Annotated in this window: 21 protein-coding genes; 8 read left to right on the top strand and 13 right to left on the bottom strand. The window is 32.5% G+C overall.

Annotated elements, in window-relative coordinates; all coding sequences use genetic code 11:
- Positions 1–74: 74 nt before the first annotated feature.
- From ltaS to AC3WQX_RS01010, 6 genes are all read right to left on the bottom strand, one after another.
- On the bottom strand, positions 75–2,015 hold the full coding sequence (gene ltaS / locus AC3WQX_RS01035; protein ID WP_002433215.1) for a polyglycerol-phosphate lipoteichoic acid synthase LtaS: 1,941 nt from the start codon (positions 2,013–2,015) through the stop codon (positions 75–77).
- Between the two features lie 588 nt (positions 2,016–2,603).
- Positions 2,604–3,608 carry a 5-oxoprolinase subunit C family protein gene (locus tag AC3WQX_RS01030; protein ID WP_023350675.1) on the bottom strand — a complete coding sequence of 335 codons (1,005 nt, stop codon included), beginning with the start codon at positions 3,606–3,608 and terminating at the stop codon, positions 2,604–2,606.
- A complete protein-coding gene (locus tag AC3WQX_RS01025; RefSeq protein ID WP_002433099.1) occupies positions 3,592–4,302 on the bottom strand; it encodes a 5-oxoprolinase subunit B family protein in 711 nt (236 codons plus the stop codon). The genes AC3WQX_RS01030 and AC3WQX_RS01025 overlap by 17 nt, the downstream gene beginning before the upstream one ends.
- A 270-nt stretch (positions 4,303–4,572) precedes the next feature.
- Positions 4,573–5,181, bottom strand: coding sequence for an aminotransferase class IV (locus AC3WQX_RS01020; protein ID WP_023350676.1), 609 nt, complete (start codon positions 5,179–5,181; stop codon positions 4,573–4,575).
- Between the two features lies 1 nt (position 5,182).
- A complete protein-coding gene (pabB, locus tag AC3WQX_RS01015) occupies positions 5,183–6,337 on the bottom strand; it encodes an aminodeoxychorismate synthase component I (RefSeq protein ID WP_037560676.1) in 1,155 nt (384 codons plus the stop codon).
- Positions 6,327–6,914: an anthranilate synthase component II gene (locus AC3WQX_RS01010; protein ID WP_023350678.1), complete on the bottom strand. Its 588-nt coding sequence runs from the start codon at positions 6,912–6,914 to the stop codon at positions 6,327–6,329. The genes pabB and AC3WQX_RS01010 overlap by 11 nt, the downstream gene beginning before the upstream one ends.
- Positions 6,915–7,219: 305 nt before the next feature.
- Here AC3WQX_RS01010 and queC point away from each other — a divergent pair, with 305 nt between their 5' ends.
- The 8 genes from queC to AC3WQX_RS00970 all read left to right on the top strand — a co-directional run bounded on the left by queC (position 7,220) and on the right by AC3WQX_RS00970 (position 12,687).
- On the top strand, positions 7,220–7,891 hold the full coding sequence (queC, locus tag AC3WQX_RS01005; RefSeq protein ID WP_023350679.1) for a 7-cyano-7-deazaguanine synthase QueC: 672 nt from the start codon (positions 7,220–7,222) through the stop codon (positions 7,889–7,891).
- 1 nt (position 7,892) lies between these two features.
- The gene (queD, locus tag AC3WQX_RS01000; protein ID WP_002433142.1) at positions 7,893–8,312 is read left to right on the top strand and encodes a 6-carboxytetrahydropterin synthase QueD; all 420 of its coding nucleotides are present in this window, start codon (positions 7,893–7,895) and stop codon (positions 8,310–8,312) included.
- Between the two features lie 3 nt (positions 8,313–8,315).
- Positions 8,316–9,029: a 7-carboxy-7-deazaguanine synthase QueE gene (gene queE, locus AC3WQX_RS00995; protein ID WP_002433181.1), complete on the top strand. Its 714-nt coding sequence runs from the start codon at positions 8,316–8,318 to the stop codon at positions 9,027–9,029.
- A 99-nt stretch (positions 9,030–9,128) separates the two neighbouring features.
- A complete protein-coding gene (locus AC3WQX_RS00990; RefSeq protein WP_002433459.1) occupies positions 9,129–9,728 on the top strand; it encodes a hypothetical protein in 600 nt (199 codons plus the stop codon).
- A gap of 280 nt (positions 9,729–10,008) precedes the next feature.
- Positions 10,009–10,446, top strand: coding sequence for a DM13 domain-containing protein (locus AC3WQX_RS00985; protein WP_049326443.1), 438 nt, complete (start codon positions 10,009–10,011; stop codon positions 10,444–10,446).
- Positions 10,447–10,497: 51 nt separating this feature from the next.
- The gene (locus AC3WQX_RS00980; RefSeq protein WP_002433139.1) at positions 10,498–10,971 is read left to right on the top strand and encodes a DoxX family membrane protein; all 474 of its coding nucleotides are present in this window, start codon (positions 10,498–10,500) and stop codon (positions 10,969–10,971) included.
- Positions 10,946–11,635: a response regulator transcription factor SaeR gene (gene saeR, locus AC3WQX_RS00975; protein WP_030059105.1), complete on the top strand. Its 690-nt coding sequence runs from the start codon at positions 10,946–10,948 to the stop codon at positions 11,633–11,635. Before AC3WQX_RS00980 ends, saeR begins: the two co-directional genes overlap by 26 nt.
- 2 nt (positions 11,636–11,637) lie before the next feature.
- Positions 11,638–12,687 (top strand): sensor histidine kinase, encoded by a 1,050-nt coding sequence (locus AC3WQX_RS00970; RefSeq protein ID WP_023350683.1) that lies wholly within the window; start codon positions 11,638–11,640, stop codon positions 12,685–12,687.
- Between the two features lie 52 nt (positions 12,688–12,739).
- Here AC3WQX_RS00970 and AC3WQX_RS00965 read toward each other — a convergent pair whose 3' ends face one another.
- The 7 genes from AC3WQX_RS00965 to AC3WQX_RS00935 all read right to left on the bottom strand — a co-directional run bounded on the left by AC3WQX_RS00965 (position 12,740) and on the right by AC3WQX_RS00935 (position 21,738).
- Positions 12,740–13,849 (bottom strand): glycosyltransferase family 2 protein, encoded by a 1,110-nt coding sequence (locus tag AC3WQX_RS00965; RefSeq protein ID WP_023350684.1) that lies wholly within the window; start codon positions 13,847–13,849, stop codon positions 12,740–12,742.
- Between the two features lie 215 nt (positions 13,850–14,064).
- Complete coding sequence (locus AC3WQX_RS00960; protein ID WP_023350685.1) at positions 14,065–14,904, bottom strand: aldo/keto reductase; 840 nt, start codon at positions 14,902–14,904, stop codon at positions 14,065–14,067.
- 199 nt (positions 14,905–15,103) lie between these two features.
- Entirely contained in the window at positions 15,104–16,456 is a 1,353-nt protein-coding gene (locus AC3WQX_RS00955; RefSeq protein ID WP_002432987.1) for a hemolysin family protein, read from the bottom strand.
- A 236-nt stretch (positions 16,457–16,692) separates the two neighbouring features.
- Positions 16,693–17,874, bottom strand: a complete 1,182-nt coding sequence (gene nagA / locus AC3WQX_RS00950; RefSeq protein WP_023350686.1) for an N-acetylglucosamine-6-phosphate deacetylase — start codon at positions 17,872–17,874, stop codon at positions 16,693–16,695.
- 200 nt (positions 17,875–18,074) lie between these two features.
- Entirely contained in the window at positions 18,075–20,057 is a 1,983-nt protein-coding gene (locus AC3WQX_RS00945) for a PTS fructose transporter subunit IIABC (RefSeq protein WP_492739700.1), read from the bottom strand.
- A gap of 5 nt (positions 20,058–20,062) precedes the next feature.
- The gene (gene pfkB, locus AC3WQX_RS00940; protein ID WP_002433113.1) at positions 20,063–20,983 is read right to left on the bottom strand and encodes a 1-phosphofructokinase; all 921 of its coding nucleotides are present in this window, start codon (positions 20,981–20,983) and stop codon (positions 20,063–20,065) included.
- Positions 20,980–21,738 carry a DeoR/GlpR family DNA-binding transcription regulator gene (locus AC3WQX_RS00935; protein WP_002433491.1) on the bottom strand — a complete coding sequence of 253 codons (759 nt, stop codon included), beginning with the start codon at positions 21,736–21,738 and terminating at the stop codon, positions 20,980–20,982. Before AC3WQX_RS00935 ends, pfkB begins: the two co-directional genes overlap by 4 nt.
- Positions 21,739–21,769: the final 31 nt, after the last annotated feature.

Here is a 21,769-nt window from a genome sequence, read left to right as displayed (position 1 = left end):
TCTTTTTTGTGAAATGGAAAAATCTGGATTGAGTAAACTTGGTTTAGCTACTCAATCCAGATTGATGTGTAGTATTATTTTTTCTCGTTACCTTTAGGACCTGTTTTGTATTCATACTTAGATGGGTTAATTTTCTTGAAGTCAGGATTTTTGTAGAATCTGAATAAGTCACCGTTAAGAACGCTATCACTCATTTCAAGATCTTTCTCAACTTGTTTCTTATTCTTGTCGAAGTCCTTAGGTTTCTTCGTTAGTAATTCATTATCTTTATTGGAGTAAAGTTTACCATTTACGTATTTATAATCTTTAGTAATAAAGTCACCGTTTCTAAATGGTACAACATCATTATGTTGTTTAGAGAACATGTCTGTACCAAACATTAAGTAGTTCTTACTGTCGATACCTACTAGGTGCAGAATTGTTGGCATAACGTCCATTTGGCCAGCATACTCTTTATTTACGCCACCTGATTTACCAGGTATTTTCAACCAGAAACCAGTACGGTTTAAATCAGTAAATTTAGCTGGAGTGATTTTCTCACCTAATAGTTTTTCCATAGCGTTGTTATGATTTTCAGAGATACCATAGTGGTCACCGTAAATCATAATAACTGAATTATCGTAAAGACCTTTTTTCTTAAGATCAGTAATGTACTCTTCTAAAGCTTGGTCAAGATAATGTGCTGTTTGAATGTAACCATCTACTGTTGTGTCACCTGTGTTAGGTTTATCAATTGATGCATCTTTTTCATCCAATGTGAATGGATAGTGGTTCGTTAATGTAATCATATGAGAGTAGAACGGTTTTTTCATTTTAGATTGATAGTCGGCTGATGCTTTAAAGAACGGTTTATCTTTAAGACCAAGGTTAACAATATTATCATCAGACATATCAAAATATGTTGCATCATAGAACTTATCAATACCAAAATGTTTGTACACTTGGTCACGGTTCCAGAATGTTTTATAGTCACCGTGCATTACGTTTGAAGTGTAACCTTCTTTTTGATCTAAAATAGCTGGTAATGATTGATAAGTGTTATCGCCTTTAAGTGAATATGCAGAACCTTGTGGTAATCCATATAAACTATTATCCATAGTAAACTCGGCATCGGATGTTTTACCTTGTCCAGTTTGATGGAAGAAGTTAGGGAAATAAGTAAAGTCTTGTTTACCACTTGATAATTTATTCAAGAATGGGGTAACTTCTTTACCGTTTACCTTTTTGTTAATTAAGAAAGTTTGGAAACTTTCCAAGTGTATTTTAATAATATTTTTCTTTTTCGCTACACCATAATACTCTTGATTTGGTTCAGTGCGCTTTTGCTTTGTATAATTTAAAACTTTAGTTAAATCATCTTCAGAAGCAAGTGCCTTTTGTTGATTGTTTTGGATTGTTTTCACGCCATCATAAACAGTAAAGTTATAAGGACCTAAGTATTTAACAAGATATTTATGGTCAAATGTTCTAGTTAATAATTCAGGTCTATCTGTTTCTGCAAATGCTAAGTTTAAAAAGAATAATGCCACTGAAGCTGCCATTACAACTGGAACAAATTTCTTACTAAATGCTCTTGTATCCAACCAATTACGTTTAAAAATTAAAATAATAAGGTAAATAATCGTATCAATGAAATAAACGAAGTCGTACCATTTAAATGATGCTCCGACAGCGCCACCCATTGATTCAACGTTACCTGCTTGGTTCAATGTGCTAAATGTTAAAAAGTCTGAGAAGAATCGGAAGTATACAACGTTTGCATAAAGTAGAAACGTTAATAGGAATCCCCCAATAAACATGAACCAGAAAGCTTTCTTACCTTTAAAGAATAAGAACACACTCAAAGTTAGTGCAATTAAACTATAAGGATTCATAAGTAATATTAAGTTTTGAACTAATCCCTTAACACCTAAAGAAAAATCAACATAATATGAAAAATACGTCTTCAAGGTAATCGTGAATACCGTTAATAAGAAGAACGCAAAAAGACTAATTTTCTTTTTGGGTAAACTCATGTTTGTTTCCTCCGTTAATAGTAATAAATCATTTTTATACATTTATCACAATGTTTAATAATCAAATAAAAAATTTCAAAGTTGATAATCAGAAATTAATTATAAAACTTAATACGTACTTTGGATTTAATACTTAATTATCAAAATGATATATTGTCGCTTTCCGACAATTCAATATTTACTGGTTATTTTTATTTCCTTTAATGTTCCATTGGCTCAGTGTTTGATAACTATTTATTCATTTTATAAAATTCATTATTAATAATTCAATGTAAGCTAGTTCGTAATAAAGTTTAGTACTAACTCATACTTTAAAGATGTTAACTTTTTATTAAGAAATTATGATGTTTGTAATCATATTGTAACAATAATACATAGTTCAATTTATAAATATATAGTAATGTGTTACAAATATCAAGTAAAAACACGATATAAATGTATGTTGTTGTCACTAATACAAATAAATCAAATAGTTGTGCGACTCAAAGATTTTATAAAACAATATCTAATTATAATTATTTATCCCAATCATTTCATCATACTTTAGTACTAGCTAATAAAAAACTTTAATTTATCATCTTCAACTAGCTATTTCATCATTTCAAGTTGCATACGATACTCAATACCATGAAACAGCTGGTTTAACCAGTTACTATACTTAATCAAATTCTTCTCCGCTGTTTCAATATCTATAAATTGGAATTTTAATTTAGACCCTTGAGGTTTTTGAGCTAACTTTGTTAAATGATAACTTGCTATTGTTCCAATTTGAGGATAACTTCCTAATGTATAGTGATCATTTAATAAAACGATAGGTGTACCATCTCTTTTAACTTGTATTGTTCCTTTTTTAACTGATTGATGTGCCGGCATATCATCATAATAGGCTTTGATTTTCTGACCATCTAATAACATTCCTACTCTATTCGTTTTACTAGATACTTTATAATCAGTTAACGTAAAACGTTGAATAGCATCCTTCTTAAAATCCTCGGTACCTTTGTTCTTAACTACATGAAATACGTCTGAAATGTAGTTAAAGGATAGTGCATATCCATCTATTCCCCAATCCGTTGTCCGTGTTTTAGCTAAGTTCTCAAATAATTTAATATGACGTTTAGAATAGTCGCGTTTTAATTCTACTTCATCCCCGTTCTCCAATTTTCTCCCTTTAAAACCACCTACTTTAACATTGAAATCTGTAGACGTAGAATCAAGCCATCTATCTAACTTAAATCCTCCACCAATTGCTAGATATACACGTGAGGTGCGACTTGTTTCTTTAAATTTAAGTACTTCCCCTTTTTCTATAAGATATAATTTATTAGGGTATACTTTTATATTTTGAGTTTCGGCTTTGAAATTACCACCAGTTAAAGCAATCAACGCAGGTTCAGTAAAACGAATCGTTGCCATTTTATGTGTCATTTCAAGCGTAGCTTCATTTTTGTCATTGGCTACAAGTCGGTTTGCAATTTCATGAGCTAAATCATCTAAAGCCCCACCAGGTATTACGCCGTCATGTTCATAACCATCTCGCCCAAAATCTTGAAAACTACTAAATAGCCCACTATTTTCAATTATGATTGACATGTTTAAAATCTCCTAGCTCTATATCGTTTTTCTCTTTCGCTTTGAAAGTTACATTGTCCCCTAATTTAAATAACGTAAAATCTTCTTGATTAGGAAAGAATAATTTAAGTGGTGTATATCCTATGACCAACCAATCGTTATACGTATCAGTAGTTACAATTCCACATTTTTTCCCCTCAAGAATGACTGAACCAGCTGGGATAAATTTTTTGTGTTTACTCGTATGATTAACATGTAACTTTTTATGCATACCCGTTAAATACGGAAACCCAGGAGAATATCCCATCATTGAAACAAAGTAGTTCGCACCGGTATGTAATTGTATAAAGTCCGATAATTTAAGTTTAAGATGCTTCAATAATTCAGGGAGGTCTGGACCAAATTCATCACCATATACGATGGGTACTTCAATAAGTTGTTGTTCACCCTCATGGTGGTTAATTTCCATTTGTATTGAATCAATTAAAGCTTTCATATATAAAAATGGTGATTGAATATTGTGATGTTTAATCATGTCTCTAGCATCATAGCAAATCATCAAATCAGATTCTGTAGGTACAATTTCAGTAATAAATGGATATGCTTTATCAATTAAATATGATCTTAATGCTAATAAATCCTCTGTAAGGTTTTGAGATACATCTTTTTCAATAGATACAACAATAGCTTGGTCGCCTTGACTGTATATTTTCATATTTCCACCTCATACAAATTAGTAATGATAAAACACATTCATTAAATCAATGACATGCGGCATCAACGATTTTATTAAAAGATAAACCAATAGACATGCACATAGGCTAGTTATCGTTGCACAAATTCGTGCGTAAAGCATTTTATTTTGCGATAACAATTTTTGAACAATATATTTATTTAAAATTGCGAGCACAACTAAGATAACTAACCATAAGATTGTCATAGGCTACCTCTTCTTTTAAATATTCAAATTTCTTTCATATTAATTTTATAGATAAATTTTGACATCGGCAACCTCTCGTAGACTATTGATTAAATAGACATTAATTTGTTTTCTTTGTAATTTCTTTCTAAAATCATCTATATCTATATTCTTCGTTTTTAATTTACCTTGATCAATAAGTGATTGACGCATACAACCTCGTAGAAAGTCATCGTTATAACATGGTGTGTACCATTCATTTCCTTCCTCGATCATAATGTTGCCAATGTCAAATTCCAAAATTTTTCCATTTTCATCATATAAAAGTATTAAATCTGTTTCATGACTATGTTCTAGATAATGACGTTCAGAAGTTTTATTAACAATAATCGATTCTTTTACTATATGAGATCTTTGAACCATTTTTGCTGTAAAAAATGTCTTATCTGCTAAAGGTGCGAGTACATAATTTAATTGCCCATTTTGTTCTAAAGTTAACTTCAAACGATATTTGCCATTTGGATATGTCGTCTTTATCATTTGAGTTAACTCATACCATTGCTGTTGATCAAAATTAAATTTTAACTCTTTGCTCGATTCTGTAATTCTTTTTAAATGATAAACTTCTCTATATATACAACCATCTTCAAGTTTCATTGTTTCAAATAATTGCATCTTACAAATTCTCCAAGATTTTAGTTTTGTCGTGAAATTCTTGAACTTCATTTTCAGGGATAGAATCAATAGTAATACCAGCGCCAACGCCATAGATTGCACTTTGATTTCTATATTCAATCGTACGTATTGGAATATTAAAAATCATACGTCCTTCTGGTAGTAACATACCTATCGTTCCACAATATATTGAGCGAGGGGATGATTCTAATTGTTCAATATATTTCATGGTACTTAATTTAGGTGCGCCTGTAATTGATCCACAAGGAAATAAAGCAGTTAAAATATTTATGAGCTTCATTTCTGACTCCAGCTGTCCAGTAACCATGCTCGTCATTTGAAATACTGTGTTATAACGCTCAATCATAAATGGTTTGTATACATTAACTGTGCCACTTTGTGAAATTCGAGAAATATCATTTCTTAACAAATCTACTATCATGACATTTTCGGCTCTATCTTTATCGGAATGCTTTAATTTATTATATAATGTTTCGTCTTCTTCTATAGTTCGACCTCTGGGCATAGTTCCTTTCATAGGTTTACTTACAATGACGTTGCTCTTACCTCCAAATTTTCCTTTTTGAAAGAACAACTCTGGAGAAATAGACGCTACTTTTATATATGGTGTATCGATTAGAGCTGTATAACTACCATTTTGTTGATTATTCAGTTTGTCATATAGTGCTTTAATAGGTACCTGAATATCTGAAATTAATCGCGTAGTGTAGTTAACTTGATATGTATGGCCATCTACTATGGCTTTTTGAATGTGCTTTATTTTGTCAATCATTGCTTCATCACTTTCTATGAATTTAAAATGATGCGATAAAGCATTATTTGTATGAGCACCATCCTGACGACGATTTCTCTCTACATCTCGACCACACTTGAATGAGTATGCAGCTGCTAAAATCTTTGCTTCTCCTGTTGTATTTACACACATATGCTTATTAAAATAGGGAGCCGCTTCATACGCTATATAGACTGCGACATAGTAACCTTTTTGCTGTTCATTTTCAGCAAAATGAATAACATTCCCCACTTCCTCAACACTGTATGCAATCTTAGAATCTAAACATTCTTCCATCAGAATATGATAATCCGTACAACTTTCTTCATCTTCAAAATATCGGTAATTGAATTCAACATGCATATTCAACGCCTGCCTCATTTAAAAATAATTTAAGTTGGTCATGGCCATATTCACTTAAAATAGATTCTGGGTGGTATTGCACACCGTAAATGGATAAATATTGATGTTGAACTGCCATAATAACATTCTCATCATTAGTCGCAGTGACCTTTAAAGTGTTTGGTATGTATTCTGGATCTACCATTAATGAGTGATATCTCATCACGTTAAACTCTTGAGGAAGTCCTTTGAAAATACCTTCATTGGTATGACGTAGAGTAGTGGTATGACCATGTATAGGTTTAGGGCTATGAATAATACGACCACCATAATATTCAACAATGAGTTGGAAGCCTAAACAAACGCCAAGAATTGGCATAAGTTGGTCATAATGAGAAATAATGGTTGAAAGTACCGGATAATCACTTGGTTTACCGGGCCCAGGTGAAATAATAATAGCTTTAGGACTCAACTTTTTAAGCTTTGTAATTGATACTTCATCAACTGATATAACTTTAACCTCATCAGTCGTTTGAACTTTAAGATAATCTATTAAATTATAAGTAAAAGAATCATGGTTATCTATCATTACAATCATAAGTTTGCTCCGAAAAATTAAATTTTATTATTTTATTATATTTGTCACTCTATTATCACAGAACGTGACTTGATTTTATACAGTATATCGTTTATTCTATTTTGCGTACAAAATTAATAAAAAGAGGTTCCTAGCCGAAACCCTCTATAAAAAACTAGACGAGTATTCAACTCCAATGAATGTGAGTATACATATACTTTTGGTTATATGATTAAAACTATATGTGTTCTTACATCCTCGTGTCTATCTTTTTTATAGAGATAGACTTTTTTTATGTCAAATTTTAATGATGAGGAGTAATTGCTATGACTAAAAGTACCTTAGACAAAGACAAAGCTATCGTAGTATTTAGTGGTGGTCAAGACAGTACGACTTGTTTATTTTATGCAAAAAAACATTTTAAAGAAGTAGAACTTGTCACATTTAACTATGGTCAAAGACACGATACTGAAATTGAAGTCGCTAAAAAAATTGCAAATGAACAAAATTTAAAACATCATATCTTAGATATGTCTCTTTTATCTCAACTCACACCTAATGCATTAACACAACATGATTTAGAGATTGAAGAAAATGATGATGGTATACCTAATACATTTGTTCCTGCACGTAATTTATTGTTTTTATCATTTGCCGGAGCCTTAGCTTACCAACTTAATGCTAAACACATCATCACTGGCGTATGCGAAACTGACTTTTCAGGATACCCAGATTGCAGAGACAGTTTCATTAAATCAATGAATGTGACATTGAGCCTTTCAATGGATAAAGATTTTGTCATTCATACTCCATTAATGTGGCTAGATAAAGCTCAAACATGGGAATTAAGTGATGAATTAGGTGTATTAAATTATGTACGCCATAATACACTAACGTGTTATAACGGTGTTATCGGAGATGGATGTGGAGAGTGTCCTGCTTGCAAGTTAAGAGCACGTGGTTTACATCATTATTTAGAAAGCAAAGGAGTCGAGTAATATGTTACAACAAATATATCCAAGTGTAGAACACCCCTACCAATTCGAATTAAATAAAGACTTTAATTTTTCTGCTGCACATTATATCCCTTGTGAAGATGCTGGAAAATGTATGAGGACACATGGTCATACGTATTTCGTAAACATAACTATAGCTGGGGATGAATTAGATCATAATGGTTTCCTTGTAAACTTTGCCGATTTGAAAAAGTTAATCCACAATCAATTCGATCATCATTTATTAAATGATTTAGAACCATTTAAAGGCAAAAATCCATCTACAGAAATTGTCGCACAAACAATTTATACTATGGTAAAAGACTACTTGAGTAAACGTGATAATCAGCCTAAATGTGTTCAAGTATTCTTACGTGAAACACCAACAAGCTATGTAGTTTATAGACCAAAGGATGCTCAGTAATTTATGGCTAAGATTCCTGTTTTAGAAGTATTTGGACCTACGATTCAAGGCGAAGGTCGTGTAATTGGCCGTAAAACGATGTTTGTGCGTACAGCTGGTTGTGATTATCGTTGTAGTTGGTGCGACTCAGCATTTACCTGGGATGGTAGTGCTAAGGAAGATATCCGTCTACTTACGGCTGAAGAAATCTATGAAGAATTACTCGAAGTAGGTGGCAACCATTTTAATCATGTCACTATCTCAGGAGGTAATCCAGCCCTAATTAAAGGAATTCAAGATTTAGTAGATTTGTTTGAAGAGAAAAATATTTATACAGCATTAGAAACACAAGGAAGTAAATTCCAACCATGGATGACTCAAATTAATGATTTAACCATTAGTCCTAAACCACCTAGTTCAATGATGAAACCAAATTTAAATACATTAGATTCAGTTATTGATCAATGTGTACATGACACACTTAATTTAAAAGTTGTTATATTTAATGAAGAAGATTATGAATTTGCAACAATGATTCACCATCGTTACCCTTCAATTCCATTTTACCTTCAAGTGGGTAATCCCTATTTAGAAGATGAAGTCGAAAACCATACTGATAAATTATTAGAAAGATATGAAAAACTAGTAGACAGAGTGATGGAAAGTGATGAGATGAACCATGTTTATGTACTTCCACAATTACATACATTATTGTGGAGTAATAAAAAAGGAGTTTAAAATAATTAATAAGTTAAAGTTTCTTGAGTGTTATGTAATGATTAAGTTTATGTTAATTGATATAATGTTGAGATGAAGAATTATGGATAGGAGTTCAACATGATTATATTTATATTAATTAATATTGCCGTTGTCATACTCGTTACCGGTTTAGACTTATATCGGCATCAATACAAACAACTTAAGTTTAGCTCCATATTATTATCAATATCAATCAACTGTGTGATTGATATATTTGTGATTGATAAGTTTAATTTCATAACTTTATTCACTACAATTTTATTTTTAGTATGGACATTTTTACAGATATATTTAAATCACAAATTATATCCATTTTTGATAAAAGAACAAAAATTTATCGCTACTATATTTGCCATAGTCATCAGTTTAGCTCAATTTATCACTGATATTTCTAGTGAACAATCTGTATACATGTCTTTACCTTATTTAGCCCCAGCGATATTTATTATTGGCGCTGTATTACTATTTGTAGGAACCTTTAAGTTATCTGAAATCGAACACCTGTCTTTATTGCGAAAAGTTAAAAGACCTATCACCACTGGTACAATTATTATAATTTTATCATTGACTTTAATGATGATTTTGACACCATTTTGGTATGTATTTGTGATTATTTACTTCCTATTCATAGCATATATTTTGTGGCAAGGTATCTTTTTTGTGAAAGGAAACTTATAATACTTATACTTTGTTAATCGTAATAAGAACTCTTAATTTCCTCACCTATTTCCAACATCTATATTTGGACTGAGATAATCATTGTTATCTCAGTCTTTTTTTACCTTCTAATCCTCCACTTTTCATTTTAATCTTTAAAATCACATTAATACTTAAATCTATAAATAAAAATTATTTTGATTTAATTCTTTTTTAAATGTAGTTAATAAAAAGTTAATGGTTTATATTTGTTACTCCGATTAAACTTATCTTAAATACAAATAGAAAAGAGGAATACATCATGAATACCAAATATTTATTAGCAGTAAGCGCAATTGTGACATCCCTTACTTTAGGAGCTTGTGGAAATTCTAATTCAAATAATGAACATGCTCACGACAAAGATAAACAACAAGAAGAAAGCAAAGTTAAAACTGATAATTCAAAAAAATTATCTGGTACATTTAAATCTAAAAATGGCGAAAAGGTCGAAGGTACAGCAAAAATTGAAAATGGCAAATTGATGCTTAAAGACTATAAGTCATCTAAAGGACCAGACCTATATGTATACTTAACGAAAGATGGCAATATTAAATCAGGAAAGAAAATTTCAACAGTGGATTACAACAAATCTCAACAAACATTTGATTTAAAGAACATTGATTTAAATAAATACAACGAAGTAACAATTTATTGTGAAAAGGCTCATGTCATTTTCGGTGGCGCAAAATTAAAATAACTTAATCACATATTCATATGTTTGTATTGAGAGAAAGAGAGAGGAAAAACTATGAACAAGTTAAGTTTATTAATAATTTTTATCATTCGCGTAGGTTCTGGAATTGTCATTTTCCGGCAAGGTTTGGAGAAGTTTACAGGCGATTTCACACTTAATGGTCTAGTACCTGTCATTCGCGATAATACAGATTCTCCGCAATGGTATAAATGGTTTTTCGAAAATATTGTCTCCCATTCCACAGGTTTATTTAACTTCATTATCCCGTTAGGAGAAATGGCAATCGGTCTAGGTTTAATCTTAGGCGTTTTGGCTTATACTGCAAGTTTCTTTGGTGCCTTTGTTATGATAAATTATATCTTAGCAGATATGATTTTTACGTACCCTTTACAATTAGCATTCTTTATAATCTTATTAATGAGTCACTCACTAATTAATAAGATTTCACTTAAAGAAGTTATCACTCAATTAAGAGTACGTAACAACCGAGGTGAAGACAAGCATGACCCACTTACTAATCGTAGATGATGAGCAAGATATTGTAGATATTTGTCAGACTTATTTTGAATATGAAGGTTATCAAGTAACAACGACAACAAATGGTAGAGAAGCCATCAAATTGCTGTCATCAGAAATCGATGTCATGATTTTAGATATTATGATGCCTGAAGTTTCAGGTTACGATATTGTAAAAGAAATGAAAGCACAGCAACTTGATATTCCTTTTATTTACTTAACAGCTAAGACACAAGAACACGACACAATTTACGCTTTAACATTAGGCGCTGATGATTATGTTAAGAAACCATTCAGCCCTAGAGAACTAGTATTACGGACAAATAATTTACTTGCACGTATTAGTAAATATCAATCTAATCATCAGACCGAGCAACTTGAATTTAACGGTCTCATTTTGAAAAATCAAAGTAAAACATTAACCATAAATAGTGAAGAAATTCCTATGCGTATTAAAGAGTTTGAATTATTATGGTACCTTGCCTCTCGTGAAAATGAAGTCATTTCCAAGTCAGAACTTTTAGAAAATGTTTGGGGATATGATTACTACGAGGATGCAAATACTGTTAATGTTCATATCCATCGCATACGAGAAAAATTAGAGAAACATCATTTCATCTCATATACAATAACAACGGTATGGGGGTTAGGATATAAATTTGAAAGGAGCCGATAAGCATGTTCTCTATTCGTAGCCAAATCGCTATCGGCGTTATTTCCAGTGTACTCTTAACAACCATTATACTGGTCATTGCGTATAAACTTATGTGGTTCAATGGTCACATGACCTTAAGCTTAAGCATTACGACAATGATTACAAGTTGTTTAACACTATTAATATGCAGTATCTTTATTAATCCTTTAATCCAGAAAATTAAACAATTCAACATTAAGACGAAACAGTTCGTCAACGGTGAGCATTTAATAGATGATGATACTTTCCAATCACCCAGAGAAATTAGAGAATTAAATGACTCATTCAATAAAATGGCAGATGAAATCACTAAACAAATGGACATGATTAAAAATGAACAACAGGAAAAAACTGAAATTATTCAAAATCTTGCCCATGATTTAAAGACACCACTTGCAGGAATTATTTCATATACTGAAGGTTTACGTGATGGAGTCATCCAAGAACAGCAAGAAGTACATGCAGCCTATGAGACGTTAATTAAACAGGCCAACCGTCTATCCACCTTATTTGATGATATGACACATGTGATATCACTTAACACAGGTCGTTCCTATCCATTAGAATTAATTCAATTGGATCAGTTACTTGTAAATATATTACAAACCTACGAACAACGTATTAAACTTGAACATCGATCATTGGAAGTTAATTTCTGTAGTCGTATTGACACTTTTTATCAATATCGTCCTCCTTTAGAGCGTATTTTGACTAATTTATTAGATAACGCATTAAAATTTTCTAATTATGGAAGTCGAATTGATATTATTATTTCTGAAAATGCTAATAAAGATAGCATTAATATAGCTATAAAAGATGAAGGCATTGGTATTATGCATGAACTTCAATCTCGCATCTTTGAAAGAACATTTAGAGTAGAAGATTCAAGAAATACGAAAACAGGTGGTTCGGGACTAGGATTATACATTGCCAGTGAACTTGCACAACAAATCGATGCCTCAATATCAGTAGAAAGTGAACTTAATGTGGGAACAACTATGATGCTTACATTAAAAAAGTTTAACTTTTCGTAAAAATTACAAAAGAGAGTATCAAAACTAATTTTGTTTTGATACTCTCTTTCCTTTAATAAACATGTTCTTTATAACGATCTTGTTGCTGACTAGCTTGGGTTTTAGACTTAACTTGCGCACTTTCCCTACGATAAGTACTCAATTTATAATAGTCATCTCTATTTTTATATTGTGGTGTTTCAACTTTATTATGTGTTTGTTTCTGACTAGATTCATTATCAATAGGTTTAAGATTAGTCGCTTGTACAATATATTTCGGTCTATGTTTAACTTCATAGTATATACGACCGATATATTCACCTATCACGCCAATAGATATAAGTTGTATCCCCCCTAATAGGAGGATCGCAGCAATAGTTGTGAAATAACCAGGTATGTTAATACCTGAAATTAAAATATTAATAAATAAATAGACGATATATAAAATACTAATTGAGAAAGTAAACATTCCTAAATAAATCATCATACGCAATGGCTTATTATTAAATGAAATCAAACCATCAATACCATAATTTAATAGTTTTCTGAATGTCCACTTCGATTCGCCTGCTTCACGTGTCACATTTTCATAAGTGAATATCTTAGTATTATAACCTATCCACTCAAATAATCCTTTCGAAAAACGATTATACTCATCAAGTGATGTTAAGGCTTGCACCGCACGTTGGCTTAGTAATCTAAAGTCACCCACACCATCCTCAAATTGAATATCCTCTACAAAAGTATTGATCATTTTATAATAAAAACGAGACATAGATTTGCGAGCGAAGTTTTCACCTTTACGGTCTCTTTTAGCAATAACTTGATCATATCCCTCTAAATATCCTTCAACCATTTGAGGTATATATTCAGGAGGATGTTGTAAATCGCCATCAATCATCACTACAGCATCATGATCAGTGCTATTTTGATAACCAGCAATCATTGCAGCTTCTTTTCCGAAATTTCTACTAAATGATAGAAACTTAACATGGCTATCGTAAGCAGCAAGATTTTGTAAATGGTCAATCGTAGTGTCCTTGCTACCATCATCAATAAATAATAAATCGTATTCATAGTTTTTAACTGAACTATCCTTCGACATAATTTCAGTCAATTTGTCATAAGTTTTTAATACGACTTCGCCTTCGTTATAACAAGGAACGATGACTCTGACTTTCATCTGATTACATCCTTTTCTATAAATTGATTTAATAATATTTTATCAATTTCTTAATAGTATATTCTAGCCAAAACTATTTATTTACATAATCTTAACTTTAGCTCAATACTTATTTCTACCCTTTATTATAAATTAATAAATATATTTTCTTCAAAAATAATGTAAAAAATAGAACTTTTTAAAGTTTATGCAGTCAATCATCACTATGCTTGATACTATTTCAAATCTCCTATACTCACCTCATCGGGGTCTTTACCTTGACGTGCACCTTTATTTAAACTATCAATTTCCGCAACATCTGTGAGTTCTAAGTTAAAATCCAATATATCAAAGTTTTCTTCAATTCGTTCTGGTGTCTTAGATTTAGGTATAATCATTCGATTATGTGCTAAATGCCAGCGTAAAACAATTTGAGCAGGCGTTTTATCATAACGTTTCGCTATATCTACTATTGTCGGATCATCTAATAAACCTCTATTTCTCATTAGAGGCATCCATGCAGTTACCTTAATGTCATGGTCATCACAAAATGCTTGAACGTCTTCCTGGTTGAAATAAGGATGTAATTCTATTTGGTTAACTTGAGGAACTACTTCCGTTTCCTTCATTAACTTTTCCAAATGATGCTTTTTAAAGTTGCAAACTCCAATAGCTTTAATTTTACCTTCTTCATATAGTTTTTCTAAGGCTTTATAAGATTCTATGTACAAACCATCTTTTTCGCATGGCCAGTGAATTAGAAATAGATCAATATAGTCTAAACCTAAGTTTTCTAAGGAGTGATTAAAATATTCAATCGTATTGTCATATCCTTGATAATCGTTCCATAATTTAGATGTAATAAATAAATCTTCTCTATCTACTCCTGAATTCTGTAAAGCTTTACCTAATGCTACTTCATTTCCATAAAAATATGCAGTATCAAAAGCACGATAACCTGTTTCTATAGCAGTATTCACTACATTTTCCATATCTTCATCAGTAATTTTATAAACACCTAAACCAATTGAAGGCATTGGATATCCATTATTTAAAACTTGTGTATCATTTACCATTTATATTTCTCTCCTTTTTATCCAAACTTTTCATAGGTTTGGAACAAAAATATAATTTATTAAAATTAATTTTGTAGTTCTCTTCCATCATGAATGATTTGAAATATTTCTTTTAAATTGTGTCATTAAGCATAACTTATCGCCTATATGAGATACAAATAAAGACGCTTAAACATTAAGTTTAAGCGTCTTAAAAGCATTATGAATCAGAATTTTCACTTTCATCTTCTTCATCTACAGATGGTCGATGATTATTAAATTCATATTTTAAATTGATCCAAATAATTTGATGATTGTCGATTTCAGTAATAACCCAACGATCATACTCAGTATCAACATAATCATCTTTTTGTAAATTCGTATTGCGTGATTGAAGCCAACCACCAATTGTATCTATGTCTTCAGAATCTTCAAATTCGATACCATATTGTTCATTAAGGTCATCTAATAGTACACGACCATTAATCTGATATGTTGAATCGTCCAATTTAACGATGTCATTCACTTCATCATCATCAAACTCATCACGAATTTCACCAACGATTTCTTCTAGAATATCTTCCATAGTCAAGATACCAGCTGTGCCACCATATTCGTCAATGATTAAACTAATATGCACATGTTCTCTTTGCATTCTTATAAGTGCATCACTTATGCGAGTAGTTTCTGAAATCATTGGCAACTCATGAATGTAGTTTGCAATTTTAATCGGTTTACCTGAAGCATATTCTGTTAAAAATTCTTTAACGTTTATAAATCCTTTTACATGGTCTTTATCCCCATCTTCAGTGATAGGATAACGGGTAAATTGATGTTCTTTTATCGTTTCAAGTAACTCATCCACGTTAAATGGTTCATTGAGTGTAACCATTTGCGTACGTGGTACCATGATATCTTTTGCATGGCGTTCGTCAAATGAAAAGATATTCTGCATATATGCAAGCTCTGTTTGATTGATTTCTCCGCCGTTATAACTGTTATTTATAATAATTTTAATTTCTTCCTCTGACATCGCATCCGATTGAGCGTCTGGATCGAAACCAAACATTCTTACAATCACACGTGCCGAACCATTCATTAACCAAATTAATGGTTTCATGATATTACCGAAGTAATAAAGCGGTCTTGAATAAAGTAATGCGAGTTGTTCAGTATGTTGAATCGCAAATGATTTAGGTGCTAATTCACCTAATACCACGTGTAAATAAGTCACAGCAATAAATGATATAACAAATGAAATTGTCGTAGTTAATGCATCAGGTAAATGCAATAAGTCGAATAGAGGATGTAATAACTTTTCAAAAGTAGGTTCCCCTAACCAACCTAAACCTAATGATGTAACTGTGATACCTAACTGACATGCAGATAGGTAATAATCTAAGTTAGCTATCATTTTTTTGACTATTTTTGCGCTTCTATTTCCTTCTTCAACTAATTGTTCAATTCGCGTCGATCTCACTTTAACAAGTGCGAATTCAGATCCAACGAATACCGTAGTTAATGCAATCAAAAGAAAAAATGTGATTAAACTAATTATGGTCGAAGTTTCCAATTAATTCCCTATTTCTAGGGATTCACCTCCATATTATATGTGTCACGCATAGGTAACACGTTTTTAAAATCATCGTTATTAAATAAGTGACGACTACATGTTAAGACCTTCCCATCGTGACACCCCCCGAAAAAAATGTAATTTCTTCTATTTTATCATACATCGTTTCTAGAATGTTAAATATAAACTCAATGCTATATTATAATCAAAACAATTGTCCTAATCAATGTTACACATTACTTTCCAAAATGATGTGGCACACCGTTTTTAATTGTTGTTTTTACATTGCACTCATCGTCTAATATAACAATATCTGCATCTTTACCCATCTCAATGCTTCCTTTAACATCGTCTATGCCTAGAGCAATAGCTTGATTTAAACTAGTTACGCGCCATAAACGTTCTAAACTGTCTCCTGTAAAATTAATCAAATTTCGTAGGCCGTCATTCATTCTTAAGATACTGCCAGCAAGCGCGCCACTTTCTAAACGTGCTTCTTTATCTTTTACAATAACGTTTTGACCTCCTAAATCATATTCACCCTCCGGCATACCTTTTGCTCGCATAGCATCAGTAATTAGATAGCAATTCTTATTACCTTTAAGTTGGTAAGCAAGAGCGATAGCAGCAGGATGTGAATGTACACCATCAACAATCATTTCAGTTTTCAAATTTTTATTTAACCACGCAGCACCAAAAACACCTGGATCACGATGAGCAAATCCAGTAGCAGCATTATATAAGTGGGTCACGTGTTTAGCGCCACTCATAACAGCTTCATTAGCCTCATCGTACGTCGCTACAGTATGACCAATAGAAAATATAATATTATCCTTTAAGGCCTTTAACGTTTCTTGTGCTCCTTCAACCTCTGGGGCAAATGTAATGATTTTAATTAAACCATCTGCCACTTTTTGGAAAGCGCAAATTTGATCGGCGGAAGGACGCTGAACATATTTAGGATGTTGCGCTCCTACTTTATGTTCTGAAATAAATGGTCCTTCTAAATGAACTCCAGCTATTTCTGCTGCGTTAGCAATGTCTTGATGTGCTTTATAAGTCACAATATTTTTCAAAGCTCGGTTAATATTCTCTGTAGATTGAGTCATCGTTGTCGCTAAGAAGGAAGTGGTACCTTCAGATAGTAGTGATTCTGCTAAATGTTTAAGTCCGTCATATGAGGCATCCATTGCATCTTCGCCATATCCACCATGTATATGTATATCTATAAATCCTGGTAAAATATGTTGTCCCTTAGCATCGATATATTGAATTGATTCATTAGTATCCGTTTCTTCCTCTTGAAAATGCCCGGACCCGACGCTTAAGATTTTGCCTTCTTTAATGTGAACAAAACCTTTGTCAATCGTTTGTTCCTCTGTGTATATTTTCCCATTCGTTATTACATATTCTGACATTCTTTAAACCTTCTTTTCTTTATATTGTCATATTGTTCTTCAGCTATTTTATTATATCTTTATTAGCGCCTCTTATCATTCATTTCTATTTATACGTGATACCTATCTCATATTAAATGCATTTTCTCTACTTAGAAAAATGCATTAAAAAAGCCCTTGCCAAACAACAATGTTCTAGCAAGAGCTCTTCATAATTTATATTATTCATCCATAGCTTTAGATGCTTGGATTTCATTTTTAGTAACTTTGGGTTTTAAGAAACCGTATAATAGTGCTGAAACTAACGTACCTACAACTAATGCAAGTATAGTTTGTAAGACATGACTGAAGTCAGTTGCAAGAATTACGATAATACCACCATGTGGTGCGTTAATTCGAGAGCCTAGACCTAGTGCAATTGCACCTGCAACTCCTGAACCGACCATCATTGATGGAATCACGCGTAACGGATCAGCTGCAGCAAACGGAATTGCACCTTCAGTTATAAATGATAATCCCATTACATAGTTCGGAACGATTGAACCTCTTTGTTCTTTCGTAAATTTCTTTCTAAAGACTAACATTGTTGTAGCAATAGCTAGTGGCGGAATCATACCACCAATCATAGCTGCTGTAATTGGCGCAGCATTTCCTTCAGTTAATGCTGCAGTAGCGAATACGTATGCAGCTTTATTGAATGGTCCACCCATATCAATTGCCATCATCGCACCTACAACTAGTCCTAATAACATGATGTTTGAACCTGATAAACTATTTAAACCATTTAATAATAAATGATTAAGCCATGAAGCTGGAGGATTAAAGACATAAACCATTAAAAGACCAGTAATTGTTACTGAAAGCACTGGATAGATTAAAGTTGGTTTTAACCCTTCTACTGCTTGCGGTAATTTACGTGTAATATATTTTATTCCTTGAGTTAAGTAACCCGCTAAGAAACCTGCAATAATACCACCGATAAATCCTGAACCACCTGAAATTGCTAGCATACCACCAACTAAACCGGCAGCAAAACCTGGTTTATCTGAAATACTACGAGAGATGAAACCTGCTAAAACTGGAATAATTAATGCGAAGGCACTATTTTTACCAATGTTCCATAATTGTTCTGCAAACGCATTGTGCTCAGAACTTTTAGGATTAAATGAATTTGGCCCGAATAAGAATACTATCGCCATTAAAATACCACCAGCAATTACAAGTGGTAACATATTAGAAACACCATTCATTAAGTATTTATAGAATGCTTTACCAGGGCTAAGTTTCTCTTCGTTTTTATCGTCATTCTCTTTTGCACTATCGCCACGAGCAACAAATGGTTTGCGACTAGTGTCTAATGCAGTGTTAATTAATTCCTCAGGACGTTTTATTCCATCTGCCACTGGCACTTCAACAACATTCTTACCATTAAAGCGATCAGTCTCTACATGAACATCTGCCGCAACTATAATACCAGTTGCACGTTCAATATCTTGTTCAGTTAAATGGTTTTTCACACCACTTGAACCATTAGTTTCTACTTTAATTTTAACATCCATTTTTTCAGCTTGTTTTTTCAAAGCATCTCTAGCCATATACGTATGTGCGATACCCGTTGGACAAGCAGTTACAGCTAGAACATATGGCTCATTACTATCATTAGCATGCTCACTTGCTGAGGTACTTGCCACAGCACCTGAAGCATTTGCTTCATTTTCTTGCGCTTCTGCTTCTTCCTCTTTAGTAGCTTCATCATCAGCTTCATCTATAATTTGTAATACCTTTTCAGGAGATTCAGCATTAATTAACTTCTCACGTACATTTTCATCCATTAAAATGCCTGAAAGTTTAGCAAGTGCATCTAAATGAGTTTGTGCGCCACCTTCTGGAGCAGCAATCATAAAGAATAAATGTGCAGGTTGCATATCTAAACTTTGATAATCTACACCTTCTTTAGATTTACCAAATGCGATTGCAGGAGATTTTACAGCTGCAACTTTTGCGTGAGGAATCGCAATACCTTCACCAATTCCCGTTGTACTTTGTGATTCACGGTTATGAATAGCCTCTTTAAATGAAGCAACATCACTAAGTTTTCCTGCTTTATCTAATTGATTGACTAATTCATCTATAACCCCATTTTTATCTGATGCAGATAAATCCATTGCAATTGTATCTTTAGTTAATAATTCTGTGATTCTCATTAAATTCACTCCCCATCAAGTACAGAAACCGTAACTTGAGATTTAATTTTTTCTATAGCATCCCTAGTTGCTAAATCTTCTTCAAACGCAGTTGCTGTTCCAGAGGCCACTGCTTGTTTAAAAGCATCTTGGATAGACAATCCTGATTCCAAGCCTGCTACCATTCCAGCAACAGTACTATCTCCAGAGCCTACAGTATTAATGACTTTACCTTGTGGATTCACAGCTTTAATACTTTGGTGTTCGTCCACATAAATCGCACCGTCGCCACCTAGAGAAATGATCACGGATTGTGCACCTTTTTTAAGAATTTCTTTACCGTATTTAACAACATCATGATCACTTGATACAGTCGTATTAAACATTACTTCAAGCTCATCTTTATTTGGTTTAATAAATAGTGGTCGGTACGGTAATACTGTATCAACTAAATCTTTTTCAGCATCTACTACAAGCTTAGCGCCTGTGTTTTTAGTTATCTCAGCAATTTGAGCATAAGCATCACTTGGAATACTATTAGGAACACTACCCGCTACAATAACTGTATCTTCACTAGTTGTATTTTTGATTTGAGTTATCAGAGCTTGAAATTGCTCTTGTGTCACCTTAGGACCTGGAGCATTTATTTCAGTCTCTTGACCAGATTTGAGTTTTACATTAATACGAGTATCCTCATCTACTTCAATAAAATCTGTATGAATTTTACTTTCTTCTAAAGTTTTTGATATAAATTTTCCTGGAAAACCACCAGCAAAACCAAGTGCAGTTGAATCAACATCTAGAGTTTTTAGTACTCTTGAAACATTTATCCCTTTACCACCTGCAAATTTATACGTTTCTTTTGCTCTATTTAATCCTTTTAATTCGAAACCATCTGTAAACATGATGTAATCAATTGAGGGATTAAATGTAACTGTATATATCATGATTGTCCTCCTAAAAAATGATATTGATTGGTGTACGCTTCAGTGACTTTATTTTTTAGCGCTTTCTGTGAAGTAATGATTTTAGTTCCATCTAGTAATGGTACTCTTGCAAAATAAACTTGGTTAAATTTCGTTTGATCGACAAGTACATATTTCTCACTGGATAATTTCATTGCCGTCTCTTTAATTAAAGCTTCTTGTTCATCTGGTGTTGTAAAACCATACTTCGAATCCATACCGTTCATTCCGATGAATGCACGATCAAAGCAATATCTTCTTAACGTTTCCAGTGCGTTTGCACCTACAGTTGCCATTGTTGTTTCTTTCACTTGTCCGCCAATCATTAAAGTGTTTATCCCATTCTTTAATAACTGTTCCACATGTGTCATCCCATTCGTGACAACAATGATATCTCTCGCATCGATATATTGAATCATTTCCAAAGTAGATGAACCAGCATCTAAGAAAATACATTCGTTGTCTTGGATTTCTTGAGCGGCACGTTTACCAATTTCTTGCTTTTCTCGTAGGTTCTGTGTCAACTTCTCAGTCAATCCAGGTTCTACTACACGATTTTGATTGAGGGTTGCTCCACCATGAACACGTTGCAATTTACCTATCTTTTGTAGTTTGGATAGATCTCTTCTGATTGTTGAAGCACTGCACCCTGTTCTATCTATTAATTCTTGGAGTGTTAAGAAGTCTTTTTTAGCTAATTCTTGCAATATCAAATCGTGACGTTTTTCTGAAATCACTTTTATCACCCCATCTCAATTATCATTATAT

This window comes from Staphylococcus sp. FW104-15G4D, assembly GCF_058790135.1.
Note: the sequence above shows the minus strand (reverse complement) of the source record. Positions and strands in the feature narration are given on the sequence as shown.

Excerpts from the sequence above, each read along its gene's own strand:
- ltaS (WP_002433215.1), bottom strand. The coding sequence starts at position 2,015 with ATGAGTTTACCCAAAAAGAAAATTAGTCTTTTTGCGTTCTTCTTATTA.
- AC3WQX_RS01030 (WP_023350675.1), bottom strand. The coding sequence starts at position 3,608 with ATGTCAATCATAATTGAAAATAGTGGGCTATTTAGTAGTTTTCAAGAT.
- AC3WQX_RS01025 (WP_002433099.1), bottom strand. The coding sequence starts at position 4,302 with ATGAAAATATACAGTCAAGGCGACCAAGCTATTGTTGTATCTATTGAA.
- AC3WQX_RS01020 (WP_023350676.1), bottom strand. The coding sequence starts at position 5,181 with ATGCAATTATTTGAAACAATGAAACTTGAAGATGGTTGTATATATAGA.
- pabB (WP_037560676.1), bottom strand. The coding sequence starts at position 6,337 with ATGCATGTTGAATTCAATTACCGATATTTTGAAGATGAAGAAAGTTGT.
- AC3WQX_RS01010 (WP_023350678.1), bottom strand. The coding sequence starts at position 6,914 with ATGATTGTAATGATAGATAACCATGATTCTTTTACTTATAATTTAATA.
- queC (WP_023350679.1), top strand. The coding sequence starts at position 7,220 with ATGACTAAAAGTACCTTAGACAAAGACAAAGCTATCGTAGTATTTAGT.
- queD (WP_002433142.1), top strand. The coding sequence starts at position 7,893 with ATGTTACAACAAATATATCCAAGTGTAGAACACCCCTACCAATTCGAA.
- queE (WP_002433181.1), top strand. The coding sequence starts at position 8,316 with ATGGCTAAGATTCCTGTTTTAGAAGTATTTGGACCTACGATTCAAGGC.
- AC3WQX_RS00990 (WP_002433459.1), top strand. The coding sequence starts at position 9,129 with ATGATTATATTTATATTAATTAATATTGCCGTTGTCATACTCGTTACC.
- AC3WQX_RS00985 (WP_049326443.1), top strand. The coding sequence starts at position 10,009 with ATGAATACCAAATATTTATTAGCAGTAAGCGCAATTGTGACATCCCTT.
- AC3WQX_RS00980 (WP_002433139.1), top strand. The coding sequence starts at position 10,498 with ATGAACAAGTTAAGTTTATTAATAATTTTTATCATTCGCGTAGGTTCT.
- saeR (WP_030059105.1), top strand. The coding sequence starts at position 10,946 with ATGACCCACTTACTAATCGTAGATGATGAGCAAGATATTGTAGATATT.
- AC3WQX_RS00970 (WP_023350683.1), top strand. The coding sequence starts at position 11,638 with ATGTTCTCTATTCGTAGCCAAATCGCTATCGGCGTTATTTCCAGTGTA.
- AC3WQX_RS00965 (WP_023350684.1), bottom strand. The coding sequence starts at position 13,849 with ATGAAAGTCAGAGTCATCGTTCCTTGTTATAACGAAGGCGAAGTCGTA.
- AC3WQX_RS00960 (WP_023350685.1), bottom strand. The coding sequence starts at position 14,904 with ATGGTAAATGATACACAAGTTTTAAATAATGGATATCCAATGCCTTCA.
- nagA (WP_023350686.1), bottom strand. The coding sequence starts at position 17,874 with ATGTCAGAATATGTAATAACGAATGGGAAAATATACACAGAGGAACAA.
- AC3WQX_RS00945 (WP_492739700.1), bottom strand. The coding sequence starts at position 20,057 with ATGAGAATCACAGAATTATTAACTAAAGATACAATTGCAATGGATTTA.
- pfkB (WP_002433113.1), bottom strand. The coding sequence starts at position 20,983 with ATGATATATACAGTTACATTTAATCCCTCAATTGATTACATCATGTTT.